The sequence below is a fragment of the Auritidibacter ignavus genome (genome assembly GCF_003703835.1).
In the GTDB taxonomy this organism is placed as follows: Bacteria; Actinomycetota; Actinomycetes; order Actinomycetales; family Micrococcaceae; genus Auritidibacter; species Auritidibacter ignavus.
The window spans coordinates 1-18179 of record NZ_RDQR01000031.1 but is presented as its reverse complement, the minus strand read 5'-3'; the positions used below and the strand labels follow the sequence as shown (position 1 = coordinate 18179).

Sequence of the window (18179 nt, the reverse complement as noted above, 5' to 3'; positions counted from 1 at the left end):
CGATCCGAGCGAAAAGCTCGTCCAAGGCGCCACTGGCCTTCAACTGCGCAACAACATCAGCCCCACCAGGCTGATCAACACGATCATCTGTCATGGTCATCATCATGTCCTCTCATCGATGACTCTGTACACAAACAATCTGACACCCTCGCACGATCACCTTTGGTAGTTTCGCAGTGGCGAATCTTTATGGATCGCCACTGCCGCCCCTCACGAGAAAGGCATATCAAGTTGAAAATGGAACTTACTCACGATACTCCGAATACCGGATCCGACACGAGATCCAAAACACTCTTCTAGATTCTCCTGATCGGCCTTCTCATAGCCGGTCTTGGCATGACATCCGCCCCCACAGCTTTAGCGCAATCTCAGACCAATACAGCACCTACTGCCACGGAGCAGCACTCGGATGATGCGCAAACCGACGAACTAGTAGCCGAACCCTAGATCGCGTGGGGTGCAGTCATTCGAATCTTTACTTCGAAACCAGCCTGTGAAGCAGCACGGGTGGCGTATAACGCCATGTTCCCTGATTTCCACACCTTGGAATGCCAACGAAGCGGTAGCGCTTGGTACTTGGTGCGCGCATGACTACCAACATCGGAGCCGACACCAGTTCTGTAAGAATCAAGGAATGGCAGACTCAGGCGCGCCAGTTTATCAACACCCAGAAGTACATCGAAGTGCTTCCTGCGGCGCCGGAAGAGAACCCATGGGCACCAGCATCACTGAATCGAATGGAGGTTGCGTTTCTCGAAAGTTGGGGCAATCGTCCCAATGATCTGAGCAGCGAGATGCGCACTTACTATGAATGGTTTCTGGGTGAAGGTCTCGTCCGACTGTTTGGTGGCACCTGGGTATATCTGCCCGGGCATCTCATCAACGCGAAAGAGACAGAGGGTGGTTACGGCGTCCAATACGATGGCGCTGAGCACATCGACGTGGTAACCAGCTTGCTTCCTATGGCACTTGACGTGTCGCAGGGATCATGGTGGAGCGCGACCTTCCGCATCACCGCACAGCAACTCGAACGGGACTACCCGGACCCGTAGCATCTCCCGGTTCTGCAAAAAACGTGCCCCGCCGCCCGCCAGCAACTCGTGGACTTCTAATGCTAGGAGTCCACGAGTTACTGAGTGGTCGGTCCAGTAGCGCAGGACCAGCTATGCAGCCAAGGCGAATCGACCCTTCGCCCACTTCTCCACGATCTGTGCCATGTCATCAGCATGCGTGTCGTCGTAGCTCCAGGGTTGGTTGAACTGCAGCAAGTTGGGATGCTCCAACTCCAGGTGCGGAAGCTTCTCCTCCCGGATCCGGACGACAAGGTATCCCGCATCCAGCAACGCCTGGGTTTTTATCGGCGTCTCGCTCGAATGATCCCTTCTTGCTGTGCCAGTACTCGCCGTCATACTCGACCACAATTCGGGTGTCTGAGTTTCCTAGCTGGCCGAGGAAGTCGACCTCCATGTACGTTTTCTTACGCCAGAATAACCGCAGCTTTCGTTTGGCGTTGGGCAAGCCAAGCGGGCCGCTAGTGAGACGCTCGCGGAGATCAGCTTCGATGTTGGACGCGCGCCGGGAGGAACACTCTGGGCAGCCCTGCCCATAGTAGACGCCTGTTCGCTGGGCAGGTGTTGCCTTCCAGATGTGCTCCTTGTTGTCAGGGCATTCCCACCAGCGCTTCTTCTGGCTAGAACCGCGTGTCACGTCCGTCGGTTTGTCGTCACCGTTCAAGGTCGGATGCCACTGGGCTGCGATCACTGGGTCAGTGGTCTCCAGGTCATTAAAGCCAATCAAGATTCGCTTATTTGAGCAGTAAGGGCACCCAGTTCCCTTGCCGTTGGACCTGTTGCCAATTGTGCAATCGTAGGAATGCCCTTTACTGCACTTCCACCAAGCCTTTTTGTGGCTGTGCGGTGAGACGGTTGTCGGATGTAGCCCGATCTTGTTGTTCTTTTCGTAGTCCCACTCTGGAAGCAGGTCAGGTCGCTTTGTTTCCAGGTCGTTGAACCCTTTGAGGAGTTTCTGATTCGAGCAGTAGTAACAGCCTCCACCTCGGCTCCTGCGATAGACATGCATTTTGAAATCATGCCCCAGATCGCATGTCCACCAGAACTTTGTCTTGCTGCCCATAGTTACGGTGTCGGGAGTACGGCCGCCGTTCTTCTTGGTATTCCACTGCTTGGCCAAATCAGGGCGCAGGGTCTCCAGGTCATTAAACCCAGGCCACGCCTTGCTGCCCGTACAATATGGGCACTTAGTGCCATTCCGAGTTCGATTCGAAGGGGTGGCTTTCCAGGTATGGCCGTGCTCTAGACAACGCCACCAATAGTTTTTCGTAGTCCCAGGGATGACATCACAGGCTCTTGTGTCACCATTCCATGTCGGGTGCCATTCTTTAGCAATCTCAGGGAACCTCAGCTCAAGGTCGTTGAATCCTGGCAACGCTTTTCGGCCAGCGCAATACGGGCACCCCGCGCCCTTGACCCGTGAAATCACATAGGCAGCCCACGCGCGTCCGTGCTCTGTGCACTTCCACCACGCTTTTAGTGCGGCACCTATATAGCATTCGCTAGCTGGAAAGCCATTTCTCTCCTCGTCCCACTCTGCGGCGACATCGGGGCAATGTCCCTCCAGATTGGGGTGCGTCCCCTTTTTGCCTCTTGGCACTGGTTTGCATTCCTCTCTATCCTGTAGAACTACACAGTGCCGGCGGCATGAGATAACCCCCGACGCAGTATTGCTGCTTCGGGGGTTTAGTTTGGGGAGTTAAATCTCCTGGTCGATGTCAAGGTCGTATACCGTCATGCCGGCATTATCCATCCAGTCACCATCACCACCCGGGGTGATCAGGAAAACCCACTTTTCCGGGTCTTCCTTCGGCGGAACGGGATTGAAGTAACCGTCGGTGACGCAAACTACGGCGTCGTAGTCGTGGTTGAGTTCGTCCTCGAGGTATCGTTCCACGTCAACGATAGACGTGCCTCCGCCTCCACGGAAGGTATCGCCTGGCTGGAACGGGTAGCACTCACTGTCGAAGGCCACCCAGACAATTTCCAAGTCCTCCTCTTCTCCCACCAAGTCAGCGATGTAGTTCAGCACAGAGGTCTGCATGGAACCAGAGGTATCCACAGCAATCACAACCTTCTGTGTCTCTTCGTCTCCTACGCGTCCAAGACGAATATCCCACCAGATCGCAGTGCGAAGCTCGAGACGCTCTCCTGGGACAAGCCGCGTGTGCAGCGCCTCCTGGAGGTACTGCTTCCAGAACTCCACCTTCCGCGTCTCCGTGGCCTTACCACGAAGCTGGTTGGCACCGATGTCACCCCACATAGATGAGTAATTCCTAATTGCCGTTGCGGTGCGGTGGGATGTTCATGCTCGGATAGTTCGTCGTGCTTGAGGCGGTGGGGCCTGTTAAAGCGGGTTGGAGGGTGTTAAGCATATGTTGTGAACAAACAACTCAACACCCTCCTGATAACACTGTACGTTTTTATCACCGATAAAGTCATCCCGGCCTATGATCCACCGGTTCGGCGTGGCCGCAAACACCAGCTCACGGATGCCGAGCTGTTGTGTTTGGCAGTGGCCCAGCACCTGACTCGAGGAGAGTCCTCGGAAGCCAAATGGGTCCGCTACGCCCGAGAACATCTGCGCGATATGTTTCCGTATATCCCCTTGCAATCTGGATATAACAAACGGATCCGGGCCGCTTTTGGGCTCATCCAGACCACCCTGGTGGCCTTGGCCAAAGACACCGACACCTGGCACGAGGTGCTGCGTCTGTTGGATGCCACCCCGATCCCGTGTGGCCGGTCCAAACAAACCGTGCAACGCTCAGGATTAGCCGGCCATGCCGGTTACGGATTTAGTGCGGCACATAACGAATACTTCTGGGGCATGCGCCTGGTATTGATCAGCACCCCCGACGGGATGCCGGTCATCTGGGGGCTGGGCAATCCCAAACTGGGCGAACGCGCCATCACTCAAACCCTGCTGGATGGCAGCCGCCACTTACTGACCGAGGGCCAAGTGATCCTGGGCGATAAAGGCTTCTCCGGCAAGGCCTTTGAAACCTTCATCACCGACGACTTGCACGCCAGGCTGCTGTGGCCAGACCGCAAAGACGAAACCCCACGATTCGGTAATCTTGGTGGCATCCGCCAATGGATCGAATCCATCTCCGACACGCTCAAAGGCCAACTGGGCTTAGAACACCACGGTGCCCGCACCATCCAGGGACTCTTAGCCAAAATCGGGGCCAAACTGCTGGCCATGGCCGCCGGCATCTGGCACAACTGGAAAATCGGAGCACCCAACAAACGATCCCTGATCGCTTATGACCACTAAAATCAATAGGAATTAATCATCTAGGCGTTCTTCAGCGCGTCGGCGACCACGCCCAGGCCTTCACGCAATAGGTCTTCATCAATCACCAGTGGAGGCAGGAACCGCAGGACATTACCGTAAGTCCCGCAGGTCAGGGTTACCACACCCTGCTTGCCGGCCTCGGCGGCCACCTTCTTGGCCAGGGGTGCATCCGGCTGCTTGGTCTGCGGGTGCACCAGCTCAAGAGCCATCATCGCCCCGCGACCACGGATCTCACCGATCCGCGGATCATCGAAGAACGCGGTGATGATCTCCTCGATCCGTTGTGCCTTGGCGGTCAGCTGTTCCTCGTCGTACACCTCGATCGCGGCCAGCGCTGCAGCCACGGCCGGCGGGTTCCCACCGTACGTGCCACCCAGACCACCGGCGTGCACCGAATCCATGATCTCCGCCCGACCGGTCACCGCCGAAAGCGGCATGCCCCCGGCAATACCCTTGGCCATGGTGATCAGGTCCGGCTCAATCCCTTCGATCTCGGAGGCAAACATTGCCCCAGTGCGAGCAAAACCGGTCTGCACCTCATCGGCAATAAACACAATGCCGTGGTCCCGACACCACTGCACGATCCGAGGCAAAAAGCCCTCGGCCGGCACAATAAATCCGCCCTCACCCTGGACCGGTTCCATTATCACCGCGGCCAGATTCTTCGCGCCCACTTGGGTCTCCAGACGTGCGATAGCCTGCTCGGCCGCCTGGGCGCCATCGAGTCCATCCCGATACGGATAAGACCCGGGCACACGGTAGACCTCCGGGGCGAACGGGCCGAACGAATCCTTATAGGGCATATTCTTCGCCGTCAGCGCCATGGTCAGCGTGGTGCGACCGTGATAGGCGTGATCAAACGCCGCCACCGCCTGACGGCCGGTGTGCGCCCGGGCAATCTTGACCGCGTTCTCCACCGCCTCAGCACCGGAATTGAGCAACACCGTCCGAGTCTGTCCCGCAATCGGCACCAGCTGGTCCAGTTTCTCCGCCAGCTGCACATACCCCTCATACGGAGTCACCATAAAACAGGTGTGGGTGAAGTGGGCGACCTGATCTTGCACGGCGCGAACCACTTTCGGATGCGCAGCACCCACCGAGGTCACCGCAATACCGGCGCCCAAGTCGATCAAGCGGTTGCCGTCAACGTCTTCAATGATTCCGCCAAAGGCTTGCGCAGCGAACGTCGGGGTCGATGAGGCCACAGCAGGTGAGACGTACTGAGCCTGACGGGCAGCTAATTCTTTCGCCTTCGGACCGGGCAACTCGGTCACCAGATGACGGGACTGTTCAACAGACATAACACTTCCTTTCCGTGATGTGGTACTGGTTTTGTGTCTATTGTCACCCCGGGTAGCTATGCATGTCTAATAGATCCCGAACATATCAATTATGCTTAGCGTGCATGACTGGTCTTGATCTGTCCCATGTCCACGCATTTGTCGCCGTGGCCGATGCCGGCTCGGTCTCCGAGGCCGCCGACCAGCTATCGATCACCCAGCCGGCTCTGACGCGCCGGTTGCAGAAATTACAACGCGACCATGAGATTCAGCTGTTGGAACGCCGTGGCCCAGGCTTGGCGCTCACCTCAGCGGGTCGGGCTTTCCTGCCCACCGCCCGTCACCTGTTAAGAGAACACGATCAGGCCGGACATCATCTGGCCTATCTGCGTGACGGCACTCTTCGCGAGTTGTCCGTGGTCGCCCCGGGCACCACACTGATCGACATCATCATTCCGTTTGTGGCCACCCTCGGCCCGGATCGCCCGCGCACCTCGGTCACCGAAGCCGCCCTGGATTTACGCATCCGTGAGGCGGTGGAAACCCACGACGTGGTGATCTTCCCGGCCGAACCCGATGACACTGTCACCAGTACCGAGTTGCTGAACCTGCCGGTCTGGGCCCATGTGGCAAGCACCCATCGGTGGGCCTCGCGCACCGAGATTGAGCTGGCCGAACTGACCGAAGAATCCCTGTCGGTCCCCACCCGGAATTTCGCCGCTCGCCGGAAACTCGACGCCGCCTTGGAACTGGAGAACCTCGTGCTCCACCAGGTACAAGAGACCAACTCGGGACAGGTCGCCCAAGCCCTGGTCGCCACCGGCGGTGGTGTCGCGGTCGTCACCGATGACCCAGCCTTCGGGCTGAAACCGTTGCGGATCATCCACCGGGGCCAACCGTTGTCGATGGAATTGTGTGCCATGGTGAAACCCGATCATTATGCCCGCCGAGAGATCGCAGAATTCGTTCACCAATTAGCCGTATTCTGCACACAGAAATACCCTTCGCTAGACTGAACACCTGTGAGCACCCCTTCAGATACCCGTGACCAGCGCCAGGTGCGTCGCAATAAGCGCGCAGAACTTCTGCAGGCCGGGGTTCCGGCCTATCCGCACCAGGTGCCTCGCACGCATACCCTGGAATACATTCGCGACCACTACAGCGACTTGGAAGCCGGTGCCGAAACCGGCCAGATCGTCTCGGTCGCCGGTCGCGTCGTCTTCCAGCGCAACTCCGGCAAGCTGTGCTTTGCGGCGTTGCAGGAAGGCGGATCTGACGGATCCGGTGTGCGCCTGCAAGTGATGCTCTCCCAAGCTAGAGTCGGCGCAGAAGCGCTGGCTGATTATAAGCACCTGGTCGATCTGGGCGATCACCTCGCGGTCACCGGTGAGATCATCTCCTCTCGCCGCGGGGAACTGTCGATTATGGTTGACACCTGGCAGATGGCCTCTAAGGCACTGAACCCTCTGCCGGTACTCTTCGCCGACCTGAACGAAGAGACCCGAGTCCGCCAGCGTTACGCGGATCTGATCGTGCGCCCCGAAGCCCGCGAAATGGTGCACAAACGGGCGGCGATTACCCGCGCGGTGCGCCGGACGCTTGAAGATGCCGACTACACCGAGATCGAAACGCCCATCTTGCAACTGGTCCACGGTGGCGCCCAGGCTCGCCCCTTCGAAACCCATCTGAACGCTTTTGATCAAAACATGACCCTGCGCATCGCCACCGAGCTCTACCTCAAGCGTGCTGTGGTCGGTGGTATCGATCGCGTTTTTGAGATCGGAAAAGTCTTCCGCAACGAAGGTGTCGACTCGACCCACTCCCCGGAGTTCACCACCGTCGAGGCCTATGAGGCCTACTCCGATATGTATGGAATGGCCGAACGGATTAAGACCATTATCCTGCGTGCCGTGGACGCCGTCGGTCTGGGCCACCACATCGAGACCCCACGTGGTACTGCCGATCTGTCAGGCGACTGGAACTGGATCGAGGTCTACCCCGGCCTGTCTGAGGCCGTCGGTCAGCAGATCACCCCCGATACCGATGTGGCGACCTTGCGTGAGATCGCCGAAAAACACCAGGTCTCCATCGATGAGAAGTGGGACGCGGAGAAGCTGGTGATTGAACTCTTCGGTGAGATCGTCGAACCCACACTGATCAATCCCACCTTCGTCTATCACTACCCGCCCTCGGCCCAGCCACTGGCCTCCCCCCACCCGGAAGAGCCCCGCGTTATCGAAGCATGGGACCTGATTATCGGCGGGACCGAGATCGGCACGGCCTTTTCGGAGCTGATCGACCCGGTGATTCAGCGCGAACGCTTGACCGCCCAATCCTTGGCAGCTGCAGCCGGTGATGAAGAAGCCATGCAACTCGACGAGGATTTCCTGCGCGCCTTGGAATATGGTGCGCCCCCCATGGGTGGCTTGGGTATGGGCATTGATCGATTGGTCATGTTACTGACCGGTGCGGGAATTCGAGAGACAATTTTGTTCCCTCTGCTGAAACCTGAGGCCTAAAAATGGAAACTTTCTGGGAGTATTTCTCAGTTCTGGCCCCGTCGATCGGGGTGGGGCTGATTTTTTGGCTCGTCATGCATTCATTATTTCGTGGCGACGCCAAGGAACGCTCTGCCAAAGCGCGCGCTGAAGAAGAAGAGGCCCAGGAGTGGGCACGTGCTAAGGCTGAGAAATCCGATACCGGGCAGAACTGAGCCAGTCTTCGTCACGCCTGTCCTGGGAACGATATTCCATGTGAATCCGGTGAAATATTAGACATAAATTACTTTTCAAGGTTTATCCAGAGCAATAACTGCTCTAGACTTATTCTCAACAGCTGTCAAACACCATTTACGGCGAATTGAGGATACAAATGGCACGCAAAACCGAAGTTGTTTTGATCGATGATTTAGATGGTTCACCGGCCGATGAGACCTTAATCTTCGGATTTGACGGTCGCCATTATCAAATTGATCTGTCGAAAGAGAATGCCGACGCTTTCCGAAAATTGCTGAAGCCCTATATCCGCAAAGCGGAATCGATTGCGCCACCGGCTCCTGGAAATGAAGCAGCAAAAATTCGGGAATGGGCCAGAAAGAACGGTTATAACGTCTCCCGTCGTGGTCGCCTCCATCGGGATATTGAAGAGGCCTACCGGAACGCGCATAAACGTTAGGTTCCCCCACACGCGAACAGCCATCAACGAACTGGTTATTGGACAGTAGGATCGAGAGCAATAGTCAGCAAGGAGATGTGCACATGTTTGAGAGATTCACCGACCGCGCTCGGCGCGTGGTTGTGCTCGCACAAGAAGAAGCGCGGATGCTCAACCACAGCTACATCGGCACCGAGCATATTTTGCTGGGTCTGATCCATGAGGGCGACGGCGTCGCCGCCAAGGCCCTGGAATCGATGAGCATTTCCCTGGGCGCAGTGCGCGAACAAGTTCAAGAAATCATCGGCCAGGGGCAGCAAGCCCCTCCGGGACATATTCCCTTTACTCCCCGTGCCAAGAAAGTCCTGGAACTGTCTTTGCGTGAGGCCTTGCAGCTGGGGCACAACTACATCGGCACCGAGCACATTCTGCTGGGTCTGATCCGCGAGGGTGAAGGCGTGGCAGCCCAGGTACTGGTCAAGCTCGGTGCAGATCTGAACCGCGTACGCCAAACGGTGATCCAGTTGCTGTCCGGTTACCAGGAAGGTGGCCAAGGAAAAGAAGCCCAAGGCGTTGGTGTTGCCGGCCCCGGTGGCGGATCCGACGGATCCCCGTCCGGCTCGGTGGTGCTGGACCAGTTTGGTCGGAACCTGACCGCTGCTGCTCGCGAATCTCAGTTGGATCCGGTCATCGGTCGTGCCCACGAGATGGAGCGCGTCATGCAGGTCCTTTCACGGCGCACCAAGAATAACCCGGTCCTGATCGGTGAGCCCGGCGTTGGTAAGACCGCCGTGGTTGAGGGACTGGCCCAAGCCATTGTGCGTGGCGATGTACCTGAGAGTCTGACCGACAAGCAGCTCTACACCCTGGACTTGGGCTCACTGGTTGCCGGCTCCCGCTACCGTGGTGATTTCGAAGAGCGGCTGAAGAAGGTCCTGAAAGAAATTCGCACTCGCGGTGACATCATCCTGTTTATCGATGAGATCCACACGCTGGTCGGCGCCGGTGCCGCTGAAGGTGCCATTGACGCAGCTTCCATCTTGAAGCCCATGTTGGCTCGTGGTGAGTTGCAGACGATCGGTGCGACCACCTTGGATGAGTACCGCAAGCACATTGAAAAAGACGCTGCTCTGGAACGTCGTTTCCAGCCGATCCAGGTGGACGAGCCATCGGTCGCAGATTCCGTAGAGATCCTGCGTGGTCTGCGCGACCGCTACGAGGCACACCACAAGGTCTCCATCACCGAAGATGCGTTGCAAGCAGCTGCTACTTTGGCCGATCGCTATATTTCCGATCGCTTCCTGCCGGATAAGGCGATCGATCTGATCGATGAAGCCGGTGCCCGGTTGCGCATTCAACGGATGTCGACTCCTGACGAGATTAAAGAATTCGACGCCAAGATTGCAGAAGTCCGCAAGGAGAAAGAAGCCGCCATTGACGGCCAGGACTTCGAAGGTGCTGCCAGCCTGCGCGATAAAGAACAGAAATTGCAACAGGAGCGCAATGAGCGCGAGGATCAGTGGCGCAAGGAAGCAACCGACGGTATTGCCGAAGTCGATGAAGATCTGATCGCCGAGGTTCTGGCGAAATCCACCGGTATCCCGGTCTTCAAGCTCACCGAGTCCGAAACCGACCGGTTGCGCAATATGGAAGCCGAATTGCACAAGCGCGTCATTGGCCAAGACGAAGCGGTCAAGTCGCTATCTCGGGCGATCCGTCGCACCCGTGCCGGCCTGAAGGACCCCAACCGTCCGTCCGGTTCGTTTATCTTCGCCGGACCTACCGGGGTGGGTAAGACCGAGCTGGCCAAGGCCCTGGCCGAATTCCTTTTCGGTGACCAGGACTCGCTGGTTACTCTGGATATGTCGGAGTTCCAAGAAAAGCACACCGTGTCTCGCTTGTTCGGCGCCCCTCCGGGATATGTCGGTTACGAAGAAGGTGGCCAACTCACCGAAAAGGTTCGTCGCAAGCCGTTCTCCGTGGTGCTGTTTGACGAGGTGGAAAAGGCCCACGCCGACCTATTCAACTCGTTGTTGCAGATTCTGGAAGATGGTCGTCTGACCGACTCCCAGGGCCGGGTCGTGGACTTCAAGAACACCGTGATTATCATGACCACCAACTTGGGTACTCGCGATATCTCCAAGGGTGTGATGACCGGTTTCCAATCCGCCTCCGATACCACTACCGGTTACGAACGGATGAAGGGCAAAGTCCAGGAAGAACTGCGTCAGCAATTCCGTCCCGAGTTCCTCAACCGCGTTGACGACGTCATCGTCTTCCCACAGCTGTCCAAGGACGAGATCGTGCAGATCGTGGACCTGTTTGTAGACCGGCTCCAGGCCCGTTTGCTCGAGCAGAACCTTTCGGTCGAGCTCGATCAAGCAGCCAAGAACCTGTTGGCCGATCGTGGCTACGATCCCGCGATGGGTGCTCGTCCATTGCGTCGTACCGTGCAACAGTTGGTGGAAGATCAACTCTCCGAAAAGATCTTGTTCGGTGATATTCCGGCCGGATCCAAGATCATGATCTCTACCACCGGCGAAGGAGTTGACGCAGAATTGACCTTCACCCCGGTGGAGGGAGATTCGGAGTTGGACGCCGCTCCCGAGCGGGAAGCTCTCGAAGCCTAAGCACTCAAGGCCGTCACCGCACTCGGTGGCGGCCTTAGTGTTTCCGGTAGGCATTGCGTCGAGGGGATGGATCGGGATCCAGCCACGGCGCTGGAACAAACCACACTCCGTGCTCGTCGATGCGGTCGATCGTCCACTTCGTGGTATGTACATCCACGTGGTGGGCGCTACACAGTAGCACCGCATTATTGATGTCTGTGTGCCCGCCGTTCTCCCACTCGACAATATGGTGAATCTGGCACCAGGCCGCAGGCATAGTGCACCCCGGAGCGGCGCAACCTTGGTCTCGGGCGATGAGAGCGCGATGCTGTGCCCCAGAGAATTCTCTTTTCTCGCGTCCTAAGTCCAACACTTCATTTTCTGCTCCCAGAACATGCGGGATGATTCCGGCATCACACACAGCCGCCCTGAGTCTTTGTGGGTGGACGGTGCCGATGAATTGTCCTTCGGAGCGGAATTTGTGGCCCTTCGGTGTGGTTGGAGTTCCTCGGTGGGTGGTGTAGAAGGCGTCTAAAGAAGATCGTCGCTGGTCGTCATCGAGCTGATATCGATGCGCCAGTTGGTGAGAGAACGTCTCGTAGTCCATCGTGATGTGGACCTTGGTGGCTTGGCCTCGCGTGTGGGGAAGTCCGGTCTTGTTTTTGCCCAGCGCAATTCCCGCCAGCAAGACGCCGAAGAGAGCATCAAAGCTACGCTGAGCCCGCGCTCGAGTATCGAAAAGAGCCTGTTCGGAATAGAGCCGCTCACGATGTTGCTCGTCAATGCTGACGATGGTCGACGGGTCCAATTCCGGGAAGTTTGCCTTGAGCGCTGTCAGAATAGGGTTCTCAGGTGCCTTAGTACCGGTGGTACCGACCTTAGTTTTCATCACCGCGAAGTTATTCGCCGCATGGTCGATGGTGGCCAGCAGCTCGGCATAGTGCCCGTAAGCGGTGCCACCGAAATCGACACCGCCATCATGACGAGGTTTAACCCAGAACTGATCGGTGCCTCGTTGGGGCTCCAGCACTTCTTCCGGTGCCGGTCCATCTTGGTCGAGAAAGAAGCACAGCTTGGGTTTCCAATCCTTACAGGTTTTGGCGAAGTCATTGACCGACATCTGACTCGCCTGGTCAGTCAAAACCGGAATCGCTTCTTCGAGAACCTTCTCCACCAGCGTGGTTGGAGTTGACGTTTGGGCGCCGTAGCGACGAATCTCTTTGATCAGGCGAATGAGTCGATCCATGCTAGCGGTGGGGAGTTTTCCGGAGCGAAAAGCGTCACCAAGGGCGGGGAACTCCACTTTTGGAGCCGGGCCCCCGGAAATAGGTGGGGCTGGTGGGCTCAGATACTTGGAACGCTCGATATGTTGCTGAGCATCGGCGGACCCAACCCCGGTGCGATCGGTGAGGTATTTTTTCTCATTCTTAAACCCGCGAGCAGTGCGGGGAATCCCTAAAACAGCCTGTTGTTCCTCCGCCGTGGCGGTCGCGCGGGTGGTGAATCCAGTCAAGAGCGCATGAACATGATCCAGGCTTCTGGCGACCTGCTGTGTGGTGTGGTGCAAGGTCGGCAAGGAATCATGAATATTGGCCGGTGGAATGAGCGTGGTCGGTGTTTTCTCAGCAGCCAGATGGGAATTCCATTCCGCACAGCCATGATCTTCGCGCCATCTGGCCAACTGGTCATAGGCGTCAGGAGCTTGGAAATCTGTTGCCAATTCAGTCATGACGAGTTTGACCAGCTCAGCCTTCTGTCCAAAGGTGGCAGCGCGCAACTGATCGAGATCGACGAAGCTCAGATCCGGTGTCGGCATGGCCACCTCCTCGGTTCGTTCGACGATGGATCTGCGGGTGTCATCCGCAGCGCTGATCGATTGCTTTCTAGACTATCGAAACTGTGTTCTATTATGTGGTGCAGATGCCAACTGTGGATGAGAAGATGACATCGAGCTGGTGATCCGCTGTGAATCCACAGTCCACGTCTCGACATTGACCGATGAGCTCGTTAACGTGAGAGATATGACGACAAATCAAACCGCACATGGTGAAACTCAAATCCAGGTCAGCCGTATTATTGATGCACCGAATAAGGAAATTTTCCAGGTGCTGACTCTGCCGGATAATCACGCTCGTATTGATGGCACCAGCACCGTCGTCTCCGAAGATAAGACCGACCGAATTCAGCAGGTCGGCGATGTGTTCCGCATGAACATGACTGGCGATCACATGGGTGGTGACTATAAAACTGATAACCACGTGGTGGCCTACGACGAAAACCAGCTACTAGGCTGGAAGACCGCTCCGGCCGGAACCGAGCCTCCAGGTTGGCAGTGGATCTACGAGCTCGAGCCGCTCGACTCAGATCAGACCCGCGTGACGCTGACCTACGACTGGTCGCAGGTCACCGATCAGGACCTGCTGGCCAAGAACTTGTTCCCGCTGTTCACTGAGGAACAGCTCGAGGGCTCGCTGAATAATCTGGCCGCGATCGTCGGGCCAGAATCCGAATAAAGAAACTCCTTGATACACGACGGCGCCCGGTGCCTGCTGGCCTGGGTGCCGTGCTGTGTGTTGCGGGCTAGAACTCCGAGGTGATCGAGTGGCCTTTGGTGGCGGAGTCTGAGCCCCGATATGATCGGTGTTCAATGGCTTGGTGGTAGTAGCCCATGAGCTGTTCGGCCAACACCGGCCAGGACCGCTTGCGGACGGAATCCTGGGCGGCATGGCCGAAGTAGGCGCGCTTCGTGTCGTCGAACAGCAGATCGTAGGCGTAATCGCGCAGCTGGTTCAGATCGCCCGGGGTGTACAGCCACCCGGTGTGGCCCGGTGTGATCAGATCGACCGGTCCGCCAGCGCGGGGAGCGATGGCTGGTAGTCCCGAGGCCATGGCTTCCTGGATGGTCTGGCAGAAGGTCTCCAGCTCGCCGGGGTGAATGAATAGATCGGCGGTGGCCAGCAGTTCACCCAGTTCCTTTCCGGATTTGAAACCCGGGAAGTAGGCGTTGGGCATCAGCTTCCGCAACGTGGACTTTTCCGGACCATCGCCGACGACAACCAGCTTCACGTTTGGCATATCGTGGATGATCTTCAGGTCCTCGACCTGCTTCTCCGGGGCCAGACGGCCGATGTAGATCACAATGCGCTGGTCCGGATCGTCCCCGGTGAGCTTGGCTCGCAACTTCGGCTTGGCTAGATCGGGGGAGAAATTGGAGAAATCCACACCGCGACGCCAAAGGTTCAAGCGCTGGAAGCCGTGGTCGTCGAGCTGCTTCAGCGTGGCAGTGGAGGGGGCCAGGGTCAGATCAGCGCGGTTGTGCAGATCGCGCAACACCTGCCAGGCGGTATGTTCCAGCAGGGCCAACCCGTACTTGGCCGTGTAGCCGGGCACGTCGGTCTGGTAGACGGCCACGGTGGGGATATCGAGCTTGTGGGCGGCGATGCCGGCGGTGCGTCCCAGCACGGCGGGGGAGGCCAGGTGGATGACATCTGGGTCGAAGTCCAGGATCCGGCGCTTGAGTTGAGCGACGTTGGTGGTGGCAATGCGTACGCTGGTGTATCCGGCCAGCGGGATCGAGGAGACGTGGCGAATCCGGATCTTTCGGCCGTTGGAGGCCTTCCAAAACTTCTGCGCCCCGCGTTGTTTGGGGGCGATGATCGACAGATCATGGCCGGTGGCCGCGTAGTGATCGGCGACCCTGAGAATTGAATTGGTGACCCCGTTCATCAGGGGCAGAAAGGACTCGGCAACGAACTGAATTCTCATACCTCCCAGGATGACGGGCGCGAACGACCGCGTAGTCACGATGAGGTAGCCCAAGGCTGACGGGTATGTAAATACTCGATGAACCCGGCCGGTCGTTAACCCGATGGACACCTGACAGTTGCTTTGAGATCAAACGGGACTTGATCGTTGGTGACCGGCAGGGGCTTTAATCGTGTGGCACGGCGTGACCGCGCCGGCTGATGAATCGTGAAGAGAGGTCGTCAAACCCGTGAAAATTTCGGTGATTGGCTGTGGCTACCTGGGGGCGGTGCACGCTGCGTGCATGGCCGAGCTGGGCCACGAGGTCGTCGGTATTGATGTGGACGAGCGCCGTATTAATGGCTTTGTCAGTGGGAAGCTTCCGTTCTACGAGCCCGGGCTGAGTGAGCTGATCGCCCGCCAGCTAGGCGACCGTCTGAGCTTTTCGACCGATCCCGCTGAGATCAAGCAGACCGAGGTGCACTTTATTTGCGTGGGCACCCCGCAACTCAGTGCGGGACGGGGCGCGGATTTAAGCTACGTCAATCAGGCGGTGGACACTGTGCTGGAACAAGCCCAGCCCGGTAGCTTGATCGCCGGTAAGTCCACGGTGCCGGTCGGGACCGCCGAGTCGCTGGCCGAGCGGGTAGTGCCGGCTGGATTCGGTCTGGTGTGGAACCCGGAGTTTTTGCGGGAAGGATTCGCCATCCAGGACACGTTGCACCCGGATCGGCTGGTGTACGGGACGATGACGCCCGGAGCCGCAGACACCCTGGATCAGGTGTATGCACAGCTTTTGGAAGACGGCGTGCCGCGGATGATCACCGACGCTGCCACCGCGCAACTGGTGAAAGTCGCCGCCAACTCGTTTTTGGCCACCAAAATCTCCTTTATTAACGCCATGGCCGAGATTTGCGACGCCACCGGGGCCAATGTGACCACCCTGGCCGAAGCGCTGGGCCACGATGACCGGATCGGTCGGAAGTTCTTGCGCGCCGGGATTGGGTTTGGTGGAGGCTGTTTGCCCAAGGATATTCGGGCTTTCCAGGATCGGGCCGAACAGCTCGGATTGGAGGAGGCGCTGGGCACCCTGTCGGAAGTGGATGCGGTCAATCAGCGTGCTCGCACCCGGGCGGTGGAGAAACTGGCCGGGGTGCTCAAGCTCAACGGCGCTCGCATCGCGGTGCTGGGTGGGGCCTTCAAGCCTGATAGCGATGATGTGCGGGATTCGCCGGCCGTGGCGGTGGCTCAACAGCTGATCGATGCCGGGGCGCGGGTGAGTATGTATGACCCCCAGGCCGGGGAGAATTTGCGCGTTGCACTACCACAGGCTCGAGTCCTCGATGATCTGGCCTCGTGCCTGGTGGAGGCCGACGCGGTGGCGGTGCTGACCGAATGGAAAGAATTCACCGAGGTGGATCCACGCACGATCGCACGGTCGATGACCGGCCGGATCGTGCTGGACGGCCGCAATGCGCTGGATATGGACGCGTGGACGGCTGCAGGATTCCACTACCTGGGGATGGGCCGCAGCGCCCAGACCCGCGAAAAGACAGCGAAGGAGGTTACCTCGTGACCAAGCCCGTGATTACCGCGGTGATTCCCGCGGCAGGATTGGGAACGCGATTCCTACCGGCCACGAAGGCCTTGCCCAAAGAGATGTTGCCGGTGGTGGATCGTCCCGCGATCCAGCACGTGGTCGAGGAGGCCGTGGATGCTGAACTGACCGACGTGTTGTTTGTGGTGGGTCGCAATAAGGACCCCCTGGTCAATCACTTCGATCGCGTGGCGGAACTCGAGGACACGCTGGAGCGCAAGGGGAAAACCGAGATGCTCGCACAGGTGCAGGCCATTACCGATCTGGCCACCTTCCACTATGTGCGACAGCGTGAACCGGCCGGGCTCGGGGATGCGGTCGCTCAGGCCGCTCACCACGTGCGTGGTGCGTCCTTTGCAGTGTTGCTCGGCGATGACCTGATCGATCAGGGCGGGGCGCTGTTGACCGAAATGTTGCAGGTCCACGAGCAGACCGGCGCCTCGGTGGTGGCGGTCCAGCCGGTTCCGGCCGAGCAGGTCAGCTCCTACGGTGTGATTGCTCCGGCCACGGAGGCTGATCCGTTGCTCACCCGTTATGGGCGGGAAGCACTGTGGGTGGACACCATGGTCGAAAAACCCGCCCCGGAGCAGGCGCCGTCTCAGTTGGCGGTGATTGGTCGGTATGTGCTCTCGCCGAAGGTCTTCGAGGTGCTCAAAGAGACCGGCACCGGTACCGGTGGCGAGATTCAGCTGACCGATGCGCTGGTGACCATGGCCGACAATCCCGCCGCATACGGAGGAGTGGTCGCCGTGGTGCACCACGGTCGGCGCTATGACACCGGTAATAAGGTGGAATATGCCAAGGCGAACGTGGAATTATCGCTGAAACACCCCCAGTTGGGGCCCGAGTTGCGCGAGTGGTTGGTGGACTACGTGCACCACTTGCAGACACCGGAGGCAGACAGCAACGGTTCAGGAAACTCATAGGACGTTGTGGCGCGAGCCAAGGTGTCAGCGGTAGACAGTGCCGGCAACGGCATGTTTAGCATGGCACTATCCTTGATAACCAATCTTGAGGAGTGATCATGGGACTTGGAGATAAATTGAACGACCTGAAGAACCAACACGGCGATAAGATCAACGACGCTGTCGACAAGGCTCAGGACAAGTTCTTGGGTGACGACAACAACAACGACGACAAGAAGGACGCCAAGAAGAAATAAGTGATCGCGCGTTTCGGAAGCCGGCGAGAGATCTTCTCGCCGGCTTCTGGCTTTAATGGCTCTTCACAATCGAGGGTGTAGACGGGGCTTGAATCCTCCGCTCTCGAGCAAGGACCTGGCGATGTAGTTGGTTGGGTTCCGGAAGCCCAGGGCGGATCCGCGCAGGTGTTCGAGTCGTCCGTTGATGGCCTCGGTGGGTCCGTTGGAGGTTCCGGGGCGGTCGAAGTAGGCCAGGATGTCTGCCGCCCTTTTCTTCAGCGTCC

Annotated in this window: 17 protein-coding genes and 1 pseudogene; 11 read left to right on the top strand and 7 right to left on the bottom strand. The window is 58.2% G+C overall.

Annotation, left to right across the window (positions count from 1 at the left end; all coding sequences use genetic code 11):
- Nucleotides 1-587: 587 nt before the first annotated feature.
- Nucleotides 588-1052, top strand: a complete 465-nt coding sequence (locus DYI20_RS11710; RefSeq protein WP_110100103.1) for a hypothetical protein — start codon at nucleotides 588-590, stop codon at nucleotides 1050-1052.
- Nucleotides 1053-1163: 111 nt separating this feature from the next.
- On the opposite strand, the gene DYI20_RS12705 is transcribed toward DYI20_RS11710, so the two are convergent.
- The 3 genes and pseudogenes from DYI20_RS12705 to DYI20_RS11700 form a co-directional block, all read right to left on the bottom strand.
- A complete protein-coding gene (locus DYI20_RS12705; RefSeq protein WP_146206823.1) occupies nucleotides 1164-1409 on the bottom strand; it encodes a hypothetical protein in 246 nt (81 codons plus the stop codon).
- Nucleotides 1410-1590: 181 nt separating this feature from the next.
- Nucleotides 1591-2670 (bottom strand): annotated as a pseudogene (locus DYI20_RS13000) (zinc-ribbon domain-containing protein); the annotation flags it as partial.
- A 99-nt stretch (nucleotides 2671-2769) separates the two neighbouring features.
- Complete coding sequence (locus DYI20_RS11700; RefSeq protein ID WP_110099950.1) at nucleotides 2770-3333, bottom strand: vWA domain-containing protein; 564 nt, start codon at nucleotides 3331-3333, stop codon at nucleotides 2770-2772.
- A gap of 117 nt (nucleotides 3334-3450) precedes the next feature.
- Here DYI20_RS11700 and DYI20_RS11695 point away from each other — a divergent pair, with 117 nt between their 5' ends.
- The gene (locus tag DYI20_RS11695; RefSeq protein WP_110101577.1) at nucleotides 3451-4350 is read left to right on the top strand and encodes an IS982 family transposase; all 900 of its coding nucleotides are present in this window, start codon (nucleotides 3451-3453) and stop codon (nucleotides 4348-4350) included.
- A 20-nt stretch (nucleotides 4351-4370) separates the two neighbouring features.
- Here the strand turns inward: DYI20_RS11695 and gabT are convergent, their stop codons facing one another.
- A complete protein-coding gene (gene gabT / locus DYI20_RS11690; protein ID WP_122549550.1) occupies nucleotides 4371-5672 on the bottom strand; it encodes a 4-aminobutyrate--2-oxoglutarate transaminase in 1302 nt (433 codons plus the stop codon).
- Nucleotides 5673-5776: 104 nt separating this feature from the next.
- Here gabT and DYI20_RS11685 point away from each other — a divergent pair, with 104 nt between their 5' ends.
- The 5 genes from DYI20_RS11685 to DYI20_RS11665 all read left to right on the top strand — a co-directional run bounded on the left by DYI20_RS11685 (nucleotide 5777) and on the right by DYI20_RS11665 (nucleotide 11434).
- A complete protein-coding gene (locus DYI20_RS11685) occupies nucleotides 5777-6667 on the top strand; it encodes a LysR family transcriptional regulator (RefSeq protein WP_158278403.1) in 891 nt (296 codons plus the stop codon).
- Between the two features lie 6 nt (nucleotides 6668-6673).
- Nucleotides 6674-8170 (top strand): lysine--tRNA ligase, encoded by a 1497-nt coding sequence (gene lysS, locus DYI20_RS11680; RefSeq protein ID WP_110101574.1) that lies wholly within the window; start codon nucleotides 6674-6676, stop codon nucleotides 8168-8170.
- 2 nt (nucleotides 8171-8172) lie between these two features.
- Nucleotides 8173-8364, top strand: a complete 192-nt coding sequence (locus DYI20_RS11675; protein WP_110099955.1) for a hypothetical protein — start codon at nucleotides 8173-8175, stop codon at nucleotides 8362-8364.
- 158 nt (nucleotides 8365-8522) lie between these two features.
- Nucleotides 8523-8825, top strand: a complete 303-nt coding sequence (locus DYI20_RS11670; RefSeq protein ID WP_110099956.1) for a histone-like nucleoid-structuring protein Lsr2 — start codon at nucleotides 8523-8525, stop codon at nucleotides 8823-8825.
- Between the two features lie 83 nt (nucleotides 8826-8908).
- The gene (locus DYI20_RS11665) at nucleotides 8909-11434 is read left to right on the top strand and encodes an ATP-dependent Clp protease ATP-binding subunit (protein WP_122549549.1); all 2526 of its coding nucleotides are present in this window, start codon (nucleotides 8909-8911) and stop codon (nucleotides 11432-11434) included.
- Between the two features lie 34 nt (nucleotides 11435-11468).
- Here DYI20_RS11665 and DYI20_RS11660 read toward each other — a convergent pair whose 3' ends face one another.
- Nucleotides 11469-13229: an HNH endonuclease signature motif containing protein gene (locus DYI20_RS11660; protein ID WP_122549548.1), complete on the bottom strand. Its 1761-nt coding sequence runs from the start codon at nucleotides 13227-13229 to the stop codon at nucleotides 11469-11471.
- A gap of 205 nt (nucleotides 13230-13434) precedes the next feature.
- Between DYI20_RS11660 and DYI20_RS11655 the strand changes: the two genes are divergently transcribed.
- Nucleotides 13435-13926 (top strand): SRPBCC family protein, encoded by a 492-nt coding sequence (locus DYI20_RS11655; RefSeq protein ID WP_110099959.1) that lies wholly within the window; start codon nucleotides 13435-13437, stop codon nucleotides 13924-13926.
- A gap of 67 nt (nucleotides 13927-13993) precedes the next feature.
- Here DYI20_RS11655 and DYI20_RS11650 read toward each other — a convergent pair whose 3' ends face one another.
- Nucleotides 13994-15178, bottom strand: coding sequence for a glycosyltransferase family 4 protein (locus DYI20_RS11650; protein ID WP_110110541.1), 1185 nt, complete (start codon nucleotides 15176-15178; stop codon nucleotides 13994-13996).
- 229 nt (nucleotides 15179-15407) lie between these two features.
- Here DYI20_RS11650 and DYI20_RS11645 point away from each other — a divergent pair, with 229 nt between their 5' ends.
- The 3 genes from DYI20_RS11645 to DYI20_RS12415 all read left to right on the top strand — a co-directional run bounded on the left by DYI20_RS11645 (nucleotide 15408) and on the right by DYI20_RS12415 (nucleotide 17916).
- Nucleotides 15408-16733 carry a UDP-glucose dehydrogenase family protein gene (locus DYI20_RS11645; RefSeq protein ID WP_122549547.1) on the top strand — a complete coding sequence of 442 codons (1326 nt, stop codon included), beginning with the start codon at nucleotides 15408-15410 and terminating at the stop codon, nucleotides 16731-16733.
- Complete coding sequence (locus DYI20_RS11640; protein ID WP_122549546.1) at nucleotides 16730-17680, top strand: UTP--glucose-1-phosphate uridylyltransferase; 951 nt, start codon at nucleotides 16730-16732, stop codon at nucleotides 17678-17680. The genes DYI20_RS11645 and DYI20_RS11640 overlap by 4 nt, the downstream gene beginning before the upstream one ends.
- Before the next feature lie 98 nt (nucleotides 17681-17778).
- Nucleotides 17779-17916, top strand: coding sequence for a hypothetical protein (locus DYI20_RS12415; RefSeq protein WP_158278402.1), 138 nt, complete (start codon nucleotides 17779-17781; stop codon nucleotides 17914-17916).
- Between the two features lie 63 nt (nucleotides 17917-17979).
- Here the strand turns inward: DYI20_RS12415 and DYI20_RS11635 are convergent.
- A partial coding sequence (locus DYI20_RS11635) for a transposase (protein ID WP_136090121.1) occupies nucleotides 17980-18179 on the bottom strand: 200 nt, incomplete at its 5' end.

Bases quoted from the DNA above. Each gene is read 5' to 3' on its own strand.
- DYI20_RS11710 (WP_110100103.1), top strand. From the start codon at position 588: ATGACTACCAACATCGGAGCCGACACCAGTTCTGTAAGAATCAAGGAA.
- DYI20_RS12705 (WP_146206823.1), bottom strand. From the start codon at position 1,409: ATGACGGCGAGTACTGGCACAGCAAGAAGGGATCATTCGAGCGAGACG.
- DYI20_RS11700 (WP_110099950.1), bottom strand. From the start codon at position 3,333: ATGTGGGGTGACATCGGTGCCAACCAGCTTCGTGGTAAGGCCACGGAG.
- gabT (WP_122549550.1), bottom strand. From the start codon at position 5,672: ATGTCTGTTGAACAGTCCCGTCATCTGGTGACCGAGTTGCCCGGTCCG.
- DYI20_RS11685 (WP_158278403.1), top strand. From the start codon at position 5,777: ATGACTGGTCTTGATCTGTCCCATGTCCACGCATTTGTCGCCGTGGCC.
- DYI20_RS11675 (WP_110099955.1), top strand. From the start codon at position 8,173: ATGGAAACTTTCTGGGAGTATTTCTCAGTTCTGGCCCCGTCGATCGGG.
- DYI20_RS11670 (WP_110099956.1), top strand. From the start codon at position 8,523: ATGGCACGCAAAACCGAAGTTGTTTTGATCGATGATTTAGATGGTTCA.
- DYI20_RS11665 (WP_122549549.1), top strand. From the start codon at position 8,909: ATGTTTGAGAGATTCACCGACCGCGCTCGGCGCGTGGTTGTGCTCGCA.
- DYI20_RS11660 (WP_122549548.1), bottom strand. From the start codon at position 13,229: ATGCCGACACCGGATCTGAGCTTCGTCGATCTCGATCAGTTGCGCGCT.
- DYI20_RS11655 (WP_110099959.1), top strand. From the start codon at position 13,435: ATGACGACAAATCAAACCGCACATGGTGAAACTCAAATCCAGGTCAGC.
- DYI20_RS11650 (WP_110110541.1), bottom strand. From the start codon at position 15,178: ATGAGAATTCAGTTCGTTGCCGAGTCCTTTCTGCCCCTGATGAACGGG.
- DYI20_RS12415 (WP_158278402.1), top strand. From the start codon at position 17,779: ATGGGACTTGGAGATAAATTGAACGACCTGAAGAACCAACACGGCGAT.